Source organism: Amycolatopsis ultiminotia, from assembly GCF_039536925.1.
Classification (GTDB): Bacteria; Actinomycetota; Actinomycetes; order Mycobacteriales; family Pseudonocardiaceae; genus Amycolatopsis; species Amycolatopsis ultiminotia.
This window is the reverse complement of sequence record NZ_BAAAZN010000001.1, coordinates 927,779-943,384: the sequence shown is the minus strand read 5'-3', so window position 1 is coordinate 943,384 and position 15,606 is coordinate 927,779. Positions and strand designations below refer to the sequence as shown.

Sequence of the window (15,606 nt, the reverse complement as noted above, 5' to 3'; positions counted from 1 at the left end):
AATCTCGAGGTAGGTACAAATGCCCGCGCTGTCCCGACATGCCAAGGGCGTGTACTCCATCGCTCCCACGCCCTTCACCGACCGGGGATCCGTCGACCACGCTTCCCTCGACCGGCTCGTCGACTTCTACGCCGCGGCGGGCGTCGACGGTCTCACCATCCTCGGCCAGCTCGGCGAAGCACCCAAGCTGGACGCCGCCGAGGCTCGGGACATCGTCACCCGAGTCACCGCACGGGCACCCTTCCCGATCGTCGTCGGAGTGTCGTCGCCCGGGTTCGCCGCGATGCGTTCGCTCACCGGTGCCGCGATGGATGCCGGAGCAGCCGGCGTCATGATCGCCCCGCCACCCACGTTGCGCACCGATGATCAGATCGTCACGTACTACGCCGGCGCGGCCGAAGCGATCGGCGACGAGGTGCCGTTCGCGATCCAGGACTACCCGCTGACCTTCACCGTGCAGATGTCTCCTGCGGTCATCCGCCGCATTGCCACCGACAATCCGGGCTGCGTCATGGTCAAGCACGAGGACTGGCCCGGATTGGAGAAGATCAGCACCCTCCGCGGATTCGACCGGGACGGCGAAATGCCCCGGTTGTCGATCCTCTGCGGCAACGGCGGGCTGTTCCTCGACTTCGAGACCGAGCGCGGTGCGGACGGCGCCATGACCGGATACTGCTTCCCCGAGATGCTGGTCGACATCGTCCGCAGGTCCGCCGCGAACGAGCGGGAAGCTGCCCACGACTTGTTCGATGCGCACTTGCCGCTCCTGCGCTACGAACAGCAACCCGGGGTGGGTCTGGCGGTACGCAAATACGTCCTGCATCGACGTGGTGTCCTGGGCAGCGCGGCCCAGCGTGCCCCCGCGACGCATCTGACGCCGACGGCACGCGCCGAAATCGACTACCTGCTCGCCCGCCTCGCGCGCCACGACGTTCGCGCGAAACTTGCCGGCTGAGCCGAGCGCGGAGGGCCGTCAGCCGATCCGAATCACTGGAATTGGCCGGCAACGTAGGCGTCGCAAGTGGTTCTCGTTGTGCGGTCATGGTTGTCACGGGACGTGCGGCTACGTCAGGGATGATTCCCGCATACAGGACGCCAGGAGCTCACGTGCGACCTCGTTCGGATCGGGTCCGGCGGCGAGGACGTAGTGATCGGGGCGCTCGGCGATCGCCGCGGCACCGAGCCGGTCGAACCAGCGGTGCAGCGTGCCGTCCACATCGGCCACCACACCGTTCCCGGCGAGCTCACCGATCACGATCACCGGGACACCGGCGGCGCGCAGGGCCGGGACGTCGACGCCGCCCAGGCGGTCCTCGCGCACCAGCAGCCGGAAGCCGCCGCCGACGACCTGGTCCAGGAGCCCGGTCTGCCGGCCGTCATCGACCTTGCCCTGCACCGAGCGGATACCGCCGCCCGGACCGTGCAGGCCCGGACCGAGATCGGGGAGGCGGATTCGCTCGGGCTCTTCGCGGGAGTCGCGACGGGCGCGCATCGTTTCGTCGCGTTGGCGGGCGAGTTCGTGGTCGGTCAGGGTGTGCTGACGCCCGAGCTCCATGCTGGTTGCGGTGAGCCCGCGGACATGCGGTTCGCGCTCACTCTGGTAGGTGTCGAGCACTCCGGGTTCCCGCACGCCGGCCAGTGCAAGATCCAGCTTGAACGCGAGGTTCGCGGCGTCGCGGATCCCCGAACACATGCCCTGCCCGAGGAACGGCGGCATCTGGTGGGCGGCATCGCCGGCGAGCAGGATCCGTCCGTCGCGCCAGCGTTGCGCGATCAGGGACCGGAACGTGTAGGTCGCGACGCGCACGATGGCGGCATCGTCCGGGGTCAGATACCGCTTCACCCGCTGCCAGGTCTGCCCGTCGGAGAACTCCCGGCCCACGTCCGCGTCATCGAGCATGAAGCAGAACCGCTGGTGTCCCCCACCGGTGGTGATGATCGTCGTGGGCTCCTCGGGATCGCCGATCTGCAGGGCCGAGGGCAGGCCCAGTTCCGCGGCGGGACGCCGGAGCTTGAAGTCGCACACCAGCCACGGCTCGGCGAAGCCGAGATCGTCCTGCTCGATGCCGAGCTCCGCCCGGACAAAGCTGTTGCCGCCGTCGCAGCCCACGACGTAGTGCGCACGCACCGTCCCGCCCGCGGCCGTGCCGACCCGGACCTCTTCCTCGGTCTGGCCGAGGCCGGTCACGGTGGCACCGTGCCGGACCTCGACCGTCGGCAGCGACGCACACCGCGCGTGCAGTGCTCGTTCGAAGTCGGGCTGGTGGAACGTGACCATGTCGGGCCAGCCGCTGTCGCCGACGAGCCGGCTCTGCATGCTGAGCAGAATCTCGCCGGCGGCGTTGCTCCAGTCGTAGGAGGTGTGCACGTGCAGAGTGGGCCACAGCTCTTCCAGCGCACCGAGTTCGGCGAGCAGCCGGAGGATCTCGCCGTCGAAACTGGCGGCACGCGGCAGGCCGTAGAGCCCGGGATAGCGCTCCAGCACCACCACGGACCGACCGGCCTGCCCCAGCAACGCCGCCAGCGTCAGGCCCACCGGCCCCGCACCCACCACCGCCACATCGGCGACATCGACACCCGGTGCCGATCCGTCGTCCGGTTCCTGCCCGGTCATCGTCTCGCTGTCCTTTCCTGCCAACCGATCTGCTGATCAAGGGATGAGCACGAGCTTGCCGGGACCGTGCCCGGCGATACCGACCTCGTGCGCCTTCGCGGCTTCGATGAGCGGGAAGGTGGCGTCGACGACTACACGAAGGGCACCGGACCCGGCACGGTCGACGAGTTCACCACGGGCGGCGCCACGGATCTCGGCGCCCGCGTCCTGCCCCGGGCCGTAACCGAGCAGCTTGATACCGGCCTCGGCACGGCGCGGCGACCCGGTGATCGAGGCGATGCGGCTGCGGTCGGCCACCAGTTCCAGCGAGACGTCGAGCGCCTCGTCGGTACCGGCGAAGTCGACCGCTGCACTGACGCCCTGCGGCGCGGCAGCGCGCACCCGGTCGGCGAGCCCTTGGCCGTAGACAACGGGAGTTGCGCCGAGTTCACGCAGCAACGCGTGGTTGCGTTCGGCTGCGGTGGCGATCACCGTCGCCCCTGCCGCGGCGGCCAGTTGCACCCCCATCAGGCCGACCCCACCGGCCCCGCCGTGGACGAGCACCGTGTCGCCGGCCGCCACCCCGGCGGCGTGCAACGCGTGGACCGCGGTGGTGCCGGTCAGCATCAGCGACCCGGCCTCGGCCCACCCCAGCCCGGCGGGCTTGACGAGGATCGAGGTGGCCGGGGCCGTGACGTAGTCGGCGTAGGCGGCCGTCACCGGATACACGATGACCTCGTCGCCGATCCGCACCCCGGTCACTTCCGAACCGGCCTCGGTGACGACACCCGCGCACTCCAGACCGAGCGACGGCATCGAGGCGGCGATCCCGGCGGCGTCCTTCTGGTCGTCGTCGACGGCGTGGAAAGCCCCGCTGTAGAGCTTCCAGTCGATCGGGTTGACCCCGGCCGCCCGGACCTCGACGACCACGCCGTCGAGGTCCGCGTGCGGCGTCGGCGCCTCGGTCACGGCGAGCACGTCGGGCGTGCCGTAGGCGGTCGGTCGCACGATCCTGGGCATGACTGAACTCCTGTCGTTGTCGTGAAGGGCTCCGGTAAAACCAGTATTGGTCCGCCCAGGCATAATTCCCAGTGCATTATTGGTACTGAGTACTTGCGTCGTACGCACGAATGGGGACGGCCGTGCCGGAGGAACTGGATCTCAATCTGCTGCGCGTGTTCGACGCGCTGTTGGACACCGGCAGCGTCAAGGAGGCCGCCGTACGGCTGCACCTGTCCGCACCGGCAACCAGCCGGGCGCTGAGCCGGCTGCGGCGCGTGATGAACGACCCGATCCTGGTCCGCGCGGGCCGCGGGCTGGTTCCCACACCGTTCGCTCTCCGCTCGGCCGGCACGGTCAAAACCCTGCTGGACACCGCGGACCGGCTGCGGACCGAGCCCGCCGGCAGCGACCCGCGCTCCTGGCGGCGCACCTTCTCGATCCGCCTCAACGACGGCCTCGTGCCGGTTCTCGCCCCGCGCCTCACCCGCCGGATCGCCGACGAGGCGCCCGGCGTCCGTCTGCTGTTCGTCCGCCAAGACTCCAAGGAACCCGACCCCCTGCGGGACGGCTCGATCGACCTCGATGTCACGGTCGCCGGCCCGCCACCACCCGACGTACACACCTCCACCTTGTTCACCGACCACTTCGTCGCCGCCGTCGCCGCCGACTCACCACTGGGCCGGATCCCACAGCTGACCCTCGACGACCTCTGCCACACACCCCACGTCTCAGCCTCACGACGCGGCCTCACCCGCGGCCCGCTCGACGACGCCCTCGAACGAACCGGCCGTTCGCGGCACGTCGTCGCCGTCGTACCCACCTACGCCGTGGGTGCACTCATGGCACTCGAACACAACGTGATCTGCCTCGTACCGCGCATAACAGCCACACACCTGATCGAACGAGGCGTCCCCCTACGCCAACACGACGTCCCCGTCGACCTACCCACCTCCGACGTCGAACTGCGCTGGCACCGCCGCCTCCACAACGACCCCCCGGCACGGTGGCTCCGCGACTGCGTCCACGACGCCATCCGCCCGCTCACCACCGCACTCGACCTCGAATCCACCTGGTGCGAAAAGTAGCCGGGGAACGACCTGCAATTTCAATCGCGGTCGGCGGGCATCGCCGGACCGTCAACCTTCGATTGACAGCGGCCGATCGACAACCTAAGGTTGACGGCATGACGCACACCACTACGCCGGTCAGGCTCGACGACCTGATCACGGCGATCACCGAGAGCAACAACGACGCCCTCGACCAGCTGACCGAAGCCATGCAGATGGCCGACCGCATCGGCGAGGTCGCCGACCACCTCATCGGTCACTTCGTCGACCGGGCCCGCCATTCCGGGGCGTCCTGGACCGACATCGGCCGCAGGATGGGCGTATCCAAGCAGGCCGTGCAGAAACGGTTCGTCGGCAAGCCGGCCTCCCCTCGGCCCGCCTTCGACAAGCTCACCAAGCCCGCCCACAGCGCGGTCGTCGCGGGCATGAACGAGGCCAAGCTCGCCGGCAACGCCGAGATCGTGCCCGCACATCTCGTCCTCGGTCTGCTCGGCGCCGAGGGCACCGCGGTCGCCGCGCTGCGGGCCCAGAACGTCGACCTCGGCCAGGCAAGGGACGCGGCAGTGGCAGCCGTGCCGGCGCGCAGCGACGCCGACCCGGTGATGATCCCGTATGGCGCCCGCGCGAAGAAAGCACTCGAACTGACCTTCCGGACGGCGCTACGGCTCGACGACGACGGGGTCGGCACCGGCCACGTTCTCCTGGGATTACTGGAGGAGGAGAACGGAACCGGGTTGTTGCACTCGCTGGGGATCGACGCGGAGGCGGCCGAACAGTTCGTCGCCGAAGCCGGGGACGAAGCGCCCGTCACCCGGTAGCGGAGCCGCCGAGCAGGCGGTATCCGACGGTGCAGAGGCCGTTCGCGCCGTCGACGGTGCCGACCGCGACTCAGTGCCGGAATGCGTCACCGCGAGCGGCCGCCGGTTCCGTCACGCCGGTAGCCGACGCGGTGCCCGCTGCGGCCCGACAGCAAGCTGATCTGCCACGCCCCGGCGCCGCAGGGTGCGCGGCCCGCCCGTCGACGATCTGACCAGCGGGCCGTGGGGCGGGCGGCCGGGCGAGCCAGGACGACGTGGTCGAGGAGACGCCGCGCCTGGAGTCCCGCTGAACATGCAGTCGCCGCGGTTCGCCGTGGAGGCCTCTCCGCAGCAGCTCGACTTGCAGGGCGCGTTCATCATGAACGGGCACCGCACGTTGCCCGTGCTGCCGGCGGCTGCGCCGGTTCCGGCCGCCGCTTGAGCACCGCTCCCCTCTGCCGTACCTGTCCGCAGCGAAGCCGCGGTGGACAGGTACGGCATTTCTCGTGCACCGCCGCGATGTCCGGCAGCGCCGGGACGTGCCGGGTCAGAACACGCCGCCGCCCGCGTGCAGTGCCTGGCCGGTGATCCAACGGCCGTCGTGGCCGGCCAGGAAGGCAACGACATCGGCCACGTCCTGAGGTTCACCGATCCGGCCGAGCGGGACCTCTGCGGCAAGTCGTTCAAGAACCTCCGCCAGCTGGCTGGCGGTGAGTGCCTCGGTACGCGTCGCGCCCGGCAGCACACTGTTGACCGTGATCCCCCGCGACCCGAGTTCCCCGGCGAGTACCCGGACGAGCTCGTCCCCGGCGGCCTTGCTCGCCGCGTACAGACCGGCACCGCGCCGATGCGTGGCCACCACGCCACTGGACACCACGACGATACGACCGCCGTCATTGAGCCGATTCGCCGCCGCACGCAATACCGCAAAGGTGGTACGGGTGTTCATGGTGAAGTTGCGTTCGTAATCCTCGTCAGTGGCCTCGGCAATCGAGGAGAACCACGGCTTCCCGACATTGCTGACCACGATGTCGATACCACCGAATTCCCGCTCGGCAGTATCGAAGAGACTACGAACCTGCCCGGTATCGGTAACGTCACCCTGTACGGACAAGGCATCTCCGCCACCTGCCCGGATTGCGGTCACCACCGATTCCGCCGCGGCCCGTTCCCCGTGGTAGTTGACCAGCACCCGGACCCCGTCGGCGCCAAGCCGCCGCGCGATGGCTCTCCCGATGCCACGCGAGCTTCCGGTAACGATCGCGACCTTTCCTGCCATCCGCGCCCCCGCGTGAGAAACTCGTAACCGGTCGGCTCGCATCCTTTTCTCGTCAACCGGAACGGTCAACTCCTGCCCACTTCATGGACGCACCCGCCGGCGCGGCGCGGCGGAAGCGGCCGCCGAATCCGGCTGCCCCGCCGGGCCGCTCACGCCCCGATTACCCGCTCGGCCGTCGCCATCGACTCCTCCAACGCGATCAGGTGCCGCGTGATCTCCCCGATCGCCGACTCCGAGTCGCCCGCCCGGATGTAGCCGACGATGCGCCGGCGGAGCTCGCCGACCCGCCGGTTGACCGGCGGCCCACCGCGCAACAGCCGCACGTGCACGGCCTGGGCAAGGGAATCGGTGAGGATGACGAGGACCTTGTTGTGGGTTGCCTCGGCCAGCAGCCGGTAGAACCGGGTGATCTGGAAGGTGCGCTGCGCACCGGGCTGGAGCACTTCGCGTTCGGTGACGAGGATGTCGTCCTCAATCCGCTTCAGATCCTCCTCGGTCGCGCGCTCGCAGGCCAGCCGCAGCACATCCGAGGTGAGCAGGATCCTCGCCTCGAGCACGTTCTCCGGAGGGAGCGCACCGAGGGACGCGAGATCGCGCACGGATCTACTCACAGTCTGGGGGTCCCCGGCGGCCACGAAGACCCCGCCGTGCACCCCGATCCGGATCTCGACAAGCCCGGAGGATTCGAGGCTACGGATAGCCTCGCGGACGCCGTTGCGGCTTACCTCGAAGATTTCGGCCATCTCCCGTTCGGTGGGGAGCCGGTCGCCTGGCTTGTACCGTCGGGTGGCGATGGCGTCGCGAACCTGTTCTGCGATGTACTCGTAGCCGCGCTTCGCACGTGCGACCGGGGTGAAGGCGTGCCTGCCGTCGCCGATGGACTCGGCCGCTCCCGGCTGGGACTGCTGCATCGATGCGACCCCCGAAAACGCGCAATTGGCTGGACCATTCTAACACTGAGAACGTCCGACCGTCGGTCGTGCCGAACGGTCGGACGCTCCCGCGTGGAAGACGCGAGCGCTGGTATCGGTCCTCGAGCTGGTCGAGGTGAGGTGTCAGAAGGGGCGCGGCGAAGGCGGCGCTTCACTCACGGCAAGGGTCATCCGCCCGACGCCGTCGACCTCGATCGTCACCTCGTCACCAGGCCGGATCGGGCCCACACCCCGCGGTGTGCCACTCGCGATGAGGTCACCGGGCTGTATGTCGACCACTGAGCTGACGAGCTCGATCGCCTCGTCGACTCCGACGATCATGTTCTTGAGGTCGGCCTGCTGGCGTTGCTCGCCGTTGACGAGCAGCCGCGAGCTCAGTGCCGCGACGTCGGGCACCTCGTCGGCGGTCACGAGATAGGGGCCGACGGGGGTGAAGGAGCGGAACGACTTGCGCAGTGAGCGGTCCTCCTCGAACTCGCCCTTTTCGATGCGCATCGTGATGTCAATCAGGCAGGTGTAGCCGAAGACGTGGTCGAAAGCGTGCGCGCGGGAGATGTTGCGGCCGCCCCGTCCGATCACGACACCGAGTTCGCACTCGTGGTCGAAGCGGCGGGCCGAGCCGGCCGGAAGGGCGATCGGCTCGCTGGCACCGCTGACCGAGCCTGCCGCCTTGAGGAAGAAGCCGGCCTGCTTGGCGGACTTGCCCTTCGCCGTGATCGCACGGGATCCGAGCTCGCCGATGTGGGCCTGGAAGTTCGCCGGGATGGCGAACAGCTGAGGCGGAGCCGGGTTGACCGCACCCAGGGTGACCCGCTCGACTTGCACGGCCGGGTAGCCGTCGAGCTCCGCGAGACGCGGCCCCGCCTCGGCCCAGTTGCGGATGAGCCAGTTGACCCGCTGTTCGGGCCAGCAGCTGTCCGGCACCACGGAGGTGACGTCGTGGATCGTCGTGCCCTGCACGACACCGACCCGCAGGTCGTCGAAGACTGCGATCTTCATCGGCCGTTGTTCTGCTCGGAGGTGTCGAGGATCTGCTCGTGATAGGCGTTGAGGGCACGCAGGATCGCGCTGTCGTCCACGCGGAACAGCCGTGCCTCGGCGTCGTGGGGGTTGCTGTGGCGCACGGTGGACCACGGCGGGACCGCGAGGAAGTCGCCTGCGCCCCAGTCGAAGCGGGAACCGTCGACCTCGGTGACACCCGCTCCCTCGACGACCCAGTACACCTTGCTGCCACTGTGGCGGTGCGGCAGTCCACCGAAGCCGGGACGCAGGATCTGCGACTTCAACGACAGCGCCGGCGTCGCCGGGCGCCCGGTCGTGGGGTCCTGGTACTCGAGGATGACGTCGTCGCACGGGTCCGGCCGCAGCCCCTTGGCCCGCTCGAGCGCCTCGGTGGTCTGTGCGTTGCCGTAGACCAGCAGCGGGTTGACCGCACGCGACTGCGTCGGCCCGACCGGCCGCAGCAGACCCGATCCGAACTCCTGGAACGTGCGCTGCGACTGCCCGGAGACTGGCTGCACGTCCTCCGGGTACGGATCGAAGAACACGTTCTGCAGCGACCGCATCAGCGAGATGTCCAGCACGTCCAGCCAGATCATCGGCTCCGTGCCCTCGTGGACGTGGTCGTGCCAGGCCCAGGACGGCGTGAGGACCAGATCGCCCTCTGCCATGTGGTAGTTCTCGCCATCGACCGTGGTACTGCACCCGGTTCCGCGCATCACGAAGCGGAAGGCCGACGCCGTGTGACGGTGCGCGGTCGCGACCTCACCCGGGTTGATGTACTGGATCGACGCCCAGAACGTGGGTGTGGTGCCGTACTCCAGTCCGGGGTTGGACAGCCGCAGCGTCCGGCGGGCGCCGCCCGCCTCCAGATCCACGACCCGGCCGAGCTCCTCCAGATATCCCTGCAGATCGGCCCAGCGCCAGTGGACGGGCTCCATCGCCGTCTCCGGCTCCCGGGTGAACAGCGGCCGATCTCCGGGCCGGTGGATGGTGATGGAGTCCTTGTGCAACTGCCCAAGCAGTTGCTCGCGGGCGAGATCTCGCTCGTCGCTGCGATGCACGGACGTGCTGGTCATGGCAGGCCTCCTCGTCTGGACGACGTGGGTCGGAGCCTGAGCTCCGCTCTTGACGTTGAAAGGTTCTACCTTTAGCGTCGCGGTCGACGGTGGCGTTGTCAACCGGACGACGGCCCCCGGACTCCGGACTCCGGACTCCGGACTCCGGCGGACGTACAGGCCATCCCTGCCCCAGTGCAGCCGAGAGAGCTGTTTTCGATGCGGAAGGACGGTTTCGGAATGGTCGAGCGTGTGCCCGTACTGATCGTGGGCGCCGGGCCGGTCGGACTGGCGCTGGCCAGCGATCTCGGCTGGCGCGGGGTCGAGTCCATGCTGGTGGAGCGCCGGTCCGGCTCGGTATTCCAGCCGAAGATGGACATGGTCGGCATTCGGACCATGGAGTTCTGCCGGCGCTGGGGGATCGCCGACGATGTCGAGGCGGCGGGCTACAACCGCGCCTACACCCAGGACTGCGCGTGGGTGACCGATCTCAACGGCCTCGAGTTCGGCCGCGAAGAGCTGCCCGCGCCGCAGGACGAGCAGTGCCCGCCGCAGAGCCCGCAGCACCGGGAACGTTGCCCCCAGAACTTCTTCGACCCCGTTCTCAAGCGCTTCGCCGCACACACCGGCAACGTGGATGTCCGCTACCGGACCGAACTGGTCACCTTCACCGACCTCGGCCACCACGTGACCGCGGTCCTGAAGTCATGCGAGACCGGGTACCACTACGAGGTCGAGGCCGATTACCTGGTCGGCTCGGACGGCGGCGCCAGTGCCGTCCGTGAGGCGCTGGGCATCCCGATGCTCGGCGAGGGGACCCTGACCCACAGCACGAACGCGATCTTCCGGTGCGAAGGTTTCGAGCAGCTGCACACCACCCGCCCGGCCTACCGGTACATCTTCATCGGGCCGGAGGGCACCTGGGCAACCCTGGTCGCGATCAACGGCCGCGACCAGTGGCGTTTCTCGCTGATCGGCGACGACCAGGAGCGGGAGGCGACCGAAGAGGAGATGCGGTCGGCGATCGTGCGTGCGGTCGGCCGGGAGTTCGACTTCGAGATCCTTTCCATGCTGCCTTGGGAGCGTCGCCAGCTCGTCGCCCAGTCCTATCGCAAGGGCCGGGCCTTCCTCGTCGGAGACGCCGCCCACCTGACCTCGCCGACGGGCGGGTTCGGTATGAACACCGGCGTTCTCGACGCGGTCAACCTCTCCTGGAAGCTGGCAGCGGCTGTCGAGGGCTGGGGAGGGGAAACACTTCTGGACAGCTACCAGATCGAGCAGCGGCCGGTCGCCGAGCGCAACGTAGGCGAGGCCAGCAAGAACCTGCGGCGCATGCTCGCACCGCGGTTGGCGAATCCGGACCCCGCGCTGTTCGACGTGACGGACTCCAGCCCCGCGGCCGTCGAAGCGCGCCGCCGGTTCGGAGACGAGTACTCCGCCGAGATGGCCCGGGAGTGGTACACCATCGGCATCCACCTCGGCTACCTCTACGAGGATTCGCCGGTCGTGGTGCCCGACGGGACGCCCGCGCCCGTGCCGGCCGTCTCCTCCTACGAACAGACGGCGCGACCGGGCTCCCGGGCCCCGCACGCCTGGCTCGACAGCAATCAGACGAAGTCCACTCTCGACCTATTCGGGCGGGCGTTCGTGCTCCTGCGCTTCGACCCAACCGCCGACGCGGACGCCCTCGTGAGCGCCGCTGCCACGGCTGGCGTCCCGTTCCGGTTGGTCGACATCGACGATGCGGCGATCGCGACGCTGTACGGGTCTGCGCTCGTCCTCGTCCGGCCGGACGGCCAGGTGGCCTGGCGGGCAGACGCGATCGATGACGCAGCGGGGCTTCTGGGCACGGTCATCGGCCGGCCCGCACGGGTGAGCGCCGCGCTCGTCGCCGGTCACTGACTCCCCCGACCCGAGCACTCCACACCGGGACACCTCACCGACTGCCTGGTGAACCGCCACGTCTCGCGTGCTTTGGCGGCTCGGCGCTCTACCTCCCAGTTCACCAACTCGATGAAGAGGGGCTGTGACCACGTCATGAGCGAAGTCGCCGCGGAGAAGCTGCAACCGGCGGTCCCGGAGACGGTGGGCCGCAAGCCCGTCCAGGCCTGGAGCCTGACCGGCATGCTCGTCCTGCTGTACATGATCAACTATGCCGACAAGGCGACGATCGGGCTCGTCGCCCAACCGCTCGCCCAGGAGTTCGGGCTCTCCGCCTCGACCATCGGTCTGGTCAGCGGTCTGTTCTACCTGACCTTCACCATCGGTGGCTTCGGCGCCGGGCTGCTCAATCGGTGGGCCGGGCTACGGTGGTCCATCGCGCTGCTCGGCCTGACGTGGGCAGCGTGCATGCTGCCGATCGCGATCGCAGGCGGGTTCGCGGTCCTGCTCGTCTCCCGGATCCTGCTCGGGCTGGCCGAAGGCCCCTCCAGTGCCCTGCTGCACACCGCGGCCTACTCCTGGCACCCGCCGGAGAAGCGCAGTATCCCCGGCGCCTGGATCACCGCCGGCGGCTCGTTCGGCAAGATCGCGCTCACTCCCCTGCTGGCGCTGGTCATCTTCCACTGGGGATGGCGCGCAGCCTTCCTCGTGATGACCGCCGTCGGCGTCGCCTGGTGCATTGTCTGGCTGCTGACCTGGCGCGACGGCCCCTTCATCCGGGCCAACACCAGCAAAACCGGCGCCACCGAGGGGCCGCAGGTCCCGTGGCGGCGGATCATCCTCACCCCCACCTTCCTCGGCGGCGCCGTAGCGGTCTGTGCGGTGTACTCCTTGGTGACGATCGTGCTGACCTGGCTGCCGTCCTACTTCGAGCTCGGCCTCGGCTACAGCCGGCTCGAGGCGGGGAGCATGTTCGGGTTCCCGAGTATCGCCGGTGTCGTCGCTCTGTTCCTGCTCGGCATGTTCAGCGACCGGGTGCTGCGCCACCTCGGTGGACGCTGGGCCCGTGGCATCGTCCCCGCCATTTCCATGCTGATCAGCGGACTCGCTCTGGCGCTGCTGCCGCTGATCTCCGGTGCCTGGCAGTCCGTGCTCGTCGTGTCCATCGGCTACGGGTTCGGCATGGCCGTGCTGCCGCTGTTCAACGCGGCAATCCAGCAGATCTGCCCGCCTGAGCGCATCGCAGGCGCGCTCGGCGTCTTCCTCGCCCTCATGGCGGTCGGTGGTCTCGTTGCGCCCTACATCACCGGCGCGATCGTCGACGCCGCCGCCAGCCCCGCCGAAGGCTACGTGACGGCCTTCCAGATCTTCGGCATGGTCGTCCTCGTCGGCGGGATCATCGCCCTGCTGACGGTCGACCCCGTCCGCGACTCCGCCAAGATCGGGATCCCCAGCAAGGCCTGAGCGCAGCCACCACGCAGGCGGTGAGCATGCAGCTGAGGTACCTGGTTACACCCTCGACAATGGCGTCCGCCCCGGACGGATTGGAGGTCGGTTGCGCGAGCGGCGTAACGGCGCTATTCGCACACGGAACAGTCACCTCGTCGCCGCTGAATTCCAGGAATAGCGTGGGCATGTGCACGCCGGCCGCGCACCGCTCGAAGTCGGCGTTCGTGCTGATTCCCGACCGAATCGACAGCCACGAGTACGACGTCGTGATCCGGCCGGAGCGGACCTGTCCGTGGTTGACCAGATCAGGCCGCCTGCCGAACAACGAGTCGTAGTGTCGGTCGTTCGGGTCGAGTGTCGCGCGGATCGACGTCGGTGCGGTAGGCGGTGATGATTCGATCGGCCCGGGTGCACCAGACCCAGCCAGCCGTTCACCGGTTCCAGGGCAGCCGCCTCGGGCAGGTACACGTTGTTCGGGTACGCGTCGGGCGCGGGTGAGGGCGGCACCACCATCCGGCCAGCACGCCGGTAATAGATCCGGTGCTCACGAGGCGTCCCCCATCAGCCGCTGACAGTGTCCACAGTGGACATCCCAGTGGCATAATCGATGTGCGGCAGTCCTCTTTTTGAGCTGTTTAGTGTAGTAACCCCATTGTCTCAATAAGCGGGGCGTCGTTTACGGCAACACGACGAACGGTGAGAGTTTATCCTTCGCGAATAGGCCTCATTGACGTGACAAGCGGTCTTCAGCTGATCGCCCCAGCGTATCGTCGGCGCGGAACGCTTCGCCCACCACCGGATGCGGACTGCGCGTGATCACGAAGTACGCGACCGGCGCAAACGGGGCGCGTTGTGGCCGAGGAACCCGGCCCGAACCCAACGTCATGCCAGTGTGGCCGGCTTGATCAGTGCGGCGATCGGCAACGTCCGGCGCCGCGGCGGGCTGCTGCACCCTGGACGGGAGCTCCTTCAACGGCGCACCCGCCATCGTCGGCGCCACCAGCCGACGATGGCGGGTGGCAGGGCAACCCGGACAGCTTGGCTGCCGGACCGGCCGGGACATCACGGAATGCAGTTTTTACGGCTTTACGACTGTCCGTTGAAAGGCACCTACTATCGGCCCGTTGTTCGCCCGGCGCCCCGCATCAATTATTGATGGTGAATTATTCACCACTGAGTCGGGAGCAAAATCAATGCGCAGGAAATTGATCGCAGGCGGCGTCTTCGCCGTCGCGCTCGCCCTCACAACCGGTGGAACTGCCACCGCGCAGCAGTTCTCCGCGGCCCCCGCGGCCACCGGTGGTCCGACGGTGAAAAACGCCTGTGCGCAGGTGCGCGCAGCGGGCCACATGTCCTGCTTCGCACAGGTGCGCACCGACGTCCAGCAGGCCCGGCTCGCCCCGAACGCCGCCCCCGAAGGCTACGGCCCCGCAGACCTGCAGGCCGCCTACCAGCTGAAGGCCGACGGCGGTGAGGGCCAGACGATCGCCGTCACCGAGTCCGGCGATTACCCCTCGCTCAAAGAGGATCTGGCCGCCTACCGCAAGCAGTTCGGACTGCCTGCGGGCGACGTCCAGATCGTGAACGAAAACGGCCAGGAGAGCCCGCTGCCGACCGAGGACCCGGACTGGGCCGTCGAGACTGCGCTCGACGTCGACATGATCGCGGCAACCGCGCCGAAGGCCAAGATCCTCGTGGTCGAGGCCGACCAGGCCAGCACCGACGACCTCGGCAAGGCCGTGGACACCGCAGTGAAGCTCGGTGCGAAGTTCGTCTCCAACAGCTGGGGCGGCGACGAGTCCGACGGTAGCGCGGGCGACGCACATTTCAAGCACCCCGGCGTCGCGATCACCGCGTCCAGCGGTGACAGCGGCTACGGCGCGAGCTGGCCGGCGTCCTCCCCCTACGCCGTCGGCGTCGGCGGCACGACCCTGAAGAGCAGCGGCGACTCCTACACCGAGACGGCGTGGGACGGCGCGGGCTCGGGCTGCTCCAGCTACGCAGCGAAGCCCGACTTCCAGACCGACGCGACCGGCTGCGACAAAAAGGCCATCGCGGACGTCTCCGCGGTCGCCGACCCGGCCACCGGTGTCGCGGTGTACGACACCTTCCAGCAGAGCGGTTGGCAGGTCGTCGGCGGTACCAGTGCTTCGTCGCCGATCATCGCGAGCATCTACGCCGACGCCGGCACCCCGGGTGCGCAGGACTGGCCCGCCCAGTACCCGTGGTCGCACACCGACCAGCTGACCGACGTCACCTCGGGCAGCAACGGCAGCTGCGACACCAAGCAGTGGTGCAACGCGGGCACCGGCTGGGACGGCCCGACCGGGCTGGGCACCCCGAAGGGCACCGCCGCCTTCACCAAGTAGGAATCGACAATTCCAGGTAATTCACCTTAATCGGGCATAATAACGACCAGTGGTCGGGCGGAACAAATAAGACGTTCCCCCCGATCACTGGTCGTTACCTTTGTCTGGACCCCTTCACCCGATAGAGTTTCGAACAGGGGAAGGCGCCACAAGGCACAGGGAGTCGCACCGGAGGTGACG

14 protein-coding genes are annotated in these 15,606 nt (G+C 68.6%); 7 read left to right on the top strand and 7 right to left on the bottom strand.

The features are described 5' to 3' along the window. Positions 1 to 19 precede the first annotated feature (19 nt). Positions 20 to 955, top strand: a complete 936-nt coding sequence (locus ABD793_RS04345; RefSeq protein WP_344855505.1) for a dihydrodipicolinate synthase family protein — start codon at positions 20 to 22, stop codon at positions 953 to 955. A 108-nt stretch (positions 956 to 1,063) separates the two neighbouring features. Here ABD793_RS04345 and ABD793_RS04340 read toward each other — a convergent pair whose 3' ends face one another. Next, positions 1,064 to 2,614, bottom strand: a complete 1,551-nt coding sequence (locus ABD793_RS04340) for a bifunctional 3-(3-hydroxy-phenyl)propionate/3-hydroxycinnamic acid hydroxylase (RefSeq protein WP_344855504.1) — start codon at positions 2,612 to 2,614, stop codon at positions 1,064 to 1,066. Positions 2,615 to 2,650: 36 nt separating this feature from the next. After that, a complete protein-coding gene (locus tag ABD793_RS04335) occupies positions 2,651 to 3,613 on the bottom strand; it encodes an NADP-dependent oxidoreductase (protein WP_344855503.1) in 963 nt (320 codons plus the stop codon). 122 nt (positions 3,614 to 3,735) lie between these two features. On the opposite strand from ABD793_RS04335, the gene ABD793_RS04330 reads away from it, so the two are divergent. The 3 genes from ABD793_RS04330 to ABD793_RS04320 all read left to right on the top strand — a co-directional run bounded on the left by ABD793_RS04330 (position 3,736) and on the right by ABD793_RS04320 (position 5,901). Beyond that, positions 3,736 to 4,680 carry a LysR family transcriptional regulator gene (locus tag ABD793_RS04330; protein WP_344855502.1) on the top strand — a complete coding sequence of 315 codons (945 nt, stop codon included), beginning with the start codon at positions 3,736 to 3,738 and terminating at the stop codon, positions 4,678 to 4,680. Between the two features lie 98 nt (positions 4,681 to 4,778). After that, the gene (locus ABD793_RS04325) at positions 4,779 to 5,480 is read left to right on the top strand and encodes a Clp protease N-terminal domain-containing protein (RefSeq protein WP_344855500.1); all 702 of its coding nucleotides are present in this window, start codon (positions 4,779 to 4,781) and stop codon (positions 5,478 to 5,480) included. 292 nt (positions 5,481 to 5,772) lie between these two features. Further along, positions 5,773 to 5,901 (top strand): hypothetical protein, encoded by a 129-nt coding sequence (locus tag ABD793_RS04320; RefSeq protein WP_344855498.1) that lies wholly within the window; start codon positions 5,773 to 5,775, stop codon positions 5,899 to 5,901. Positions 5,902 to 6,006: 105 nt separating this feature from the next. Here the strand turns inward: ABD793_RS04320 and ABD793_RS04315 are convergent, their stop codons facing one another. The 4 genes from ABD793_RS04315 to ABD793_RS04300 form a co-directional block, all read right to left on the bottom strand. Beyond that, on the bottom strand, positions 6,007 to 6,738 hold the full coding sequence (locus ABD793_RS04315; protein WP_344855496.1) for an SDR family oxidoreductase: 732 nt from the start codon (positions 6,736 to 6,738) through the stop codon (positions 6,007 to 6,009). 149 nt (positions 6,739 to 6,887) lie between these two features. Next, positions 6,888 to 7,649, bottom strand: coding sequence for a FadR/GntR family transcriptional regulator (locus tag ABD793_RS04310; protein WP_344855494.1), 762 nt, complete (start codon positions 7,647 to 7,649; stop codon positions 6,888 to 6,890). A 144-nt stretch (positions 7,650 to 7,793) separates the two neighbouring features. After that, entirely contained in the window at positions 7,794 to 8,669 is an 876-nt protein-coding gene (locus ABD793_RS04305) for a fumarylacetoacetate hydrolase family protein (RefSeq protein ID WP_344855491.1), read from the bottom strand. After that, positions 8,666 to 9,748 carry a cupin domain-containing protein gene (locus ABD793_RS04300; protein WP_344855489.1) on the bottom strand — a complete coding sequence of 361 codons (1,083 nt, stop codon included), beginning with the start codon at positions 9,746 to 9,748 and terminating at the stop codon, positions 8,666 to 8,668. The genes ABD793_RS04305 and ABD793_RS04300 overlap by 4 nt, the downstream gene beginning before the upstream one ends. A gap of 219 nt (positions 9,749 to 9,967) precedes the next feature. On the opposite strand from ABD793_RS04300, the gene ABD793_RS04295 reads away from it, so the two are divergent. Then, positions 9,968 to 11,629: an FAD-dependent oxidoreductase gene (locus ABD793_RS04295; RefSeq protein WP_344855487.1), complete on the top strand. Its 1,662-nt coding sequence runs from the start codon at positions 9,968 to 9,970 to the stop codon at positions 11,627 to 11,629. Between the two features lie 135 nt (positions 11,630 to 11,764). After that, positions 11,765 to 13,072 carry an MFS transporter gene (locus ABD793_RS04290; protein WP_344855485.1) on the top strand — a complete coding sequence of 436 codons (1,308 nt, stop codon included), beginning with the start codon at positions 11,765 to 11,767 and terminating at the stop codon, positions 13,070 to 13,072. Between the two features lie 709 nt (positions 13,073 to 13,781). On the opposite strand, the gene ABD793_RS04285 is transcribed toward ABD793_RS04290, so the two are convergent. Further along, on the bottom strand, positions 13,782 to 14,057 hold the full coding sequence (locus tag ABD793_RS04285) for a hypothetical protein (protein ID WP_344855483.1): 276 nt from the start codon (positions 14,055 to 14,057) through the stop codon (positions 13,782 to 13,784). 193 nt (positions 14,058 to 14,250) lie between these two features. On the opposite strand from ABD793_RS04285, the gene ABD793_RS04280 reads away from it, so the two are divergent. Continuing rightward, positions 14,251 to 15,426 carry a S53 family peptidase gene (locus tag ABD793_RS04280; RefSeq protein WP_344855481.1) on the top strand — a complete coding sequence of 392 codons (1,176 nt, stop codon included), beginning with the start codon at positions 14,251 to 14,253 and terminating at the stop codon, positions 15,424 to 15,426. The last annotated feature ends 180 nt before the right edge of the window (positions 15,427 to 15,606 follow it).

Excerpts from the sequence above, each read along its gene's own strand:
- ABD793_RS04345 (WP_344855505.1), top strand. The coding sequence starts at position 20 with ATGCCCGCGCTGTCCCGACATGCCAAGGGCGTGTACTCCATCGCTCCC.
- ABD793_RS04340 (WP_344855504.1), bottom strand. The coding sequence starts at position 2,614 with ATGACCGGGCAGGAACCGGACGACGGATCGGCACCGGGTGTCGATGTC.
- ABD793_RS04335 (WP_344855503.1), bottom strand. The coding sequence starts at position 3,613 with ATGCCCAGGATCGTGCGACCGACCGCCTACGGCACGCCCGACGTGCTC.
- ABD793_RS04325 (WP_344855500.1), top strand. The coding sequence starts at position 4,779 with ATGACGCACACCACTACGCCGGTCAGGCTCGACGACCTGATCACGGCG.
- ABD793_RS04320 (WP_344855498.1), top strand. The coding sequence starts at position 5,773 with ATGCAGTCGCCGCGGTTCGCCGTGGAGGCCTCTCCGCAGCAGCTCGAC.
- ABD793_RS04315 (WP_344855496.1), bottom strand. The coding sequence starts at position 6,738 with ATGGCAGGAAAGGTCGCGATCGTTACCGGAAGCTCGCGTGGCATCGGG.
- ABD793_RS04310 (WP_344855494.1), bottom strand. The coding sequence starts at position 7,649 with ATGCAGCAGTCCCAGCCGGGAGCGGCCGAGTCCATCGGCGACGGCAGG.
- ABD793_RS04305 (WP_344855491.1), bottom strand. The coding sequence starts at position 8,669 with ATGAAGATCGCAGTCTTCGACGACCTGCGGGTCGGTGTCGTGCAGGGC.
- ABD793_RS04300 (WP_344855489.1), bottom strand. The coding sequence starts at position 9,748 with ATGACCAGCACGTCCGTGCATCGCAGCGACGAGCGAGATCTCGCCCGC.
- ABD793_RS04295 (WP_344855487.1), top strand. The coding sequence starts at position 9,968 with ATGGTCGAGCGTGTGCCCGTACTGATCGTGGGCGCCGGGCCGGTCGGA.
- ABD793_RS04290 (WP_344855485.1), top strand. The coding sequence starts at position 11,765 with ATGAGCGAAGTCGCCGCGGAGAAGCTGCAACCGGCGGTCCCGGAGACG.
- ABD793_RS04280 (WP_344855481.1), top strand. The coding sequence starts at position 14,251 with ATGCGCAGGAAATTGATCGCAGGCGGCGTCTTCGCCGTCGCGCTCGCC.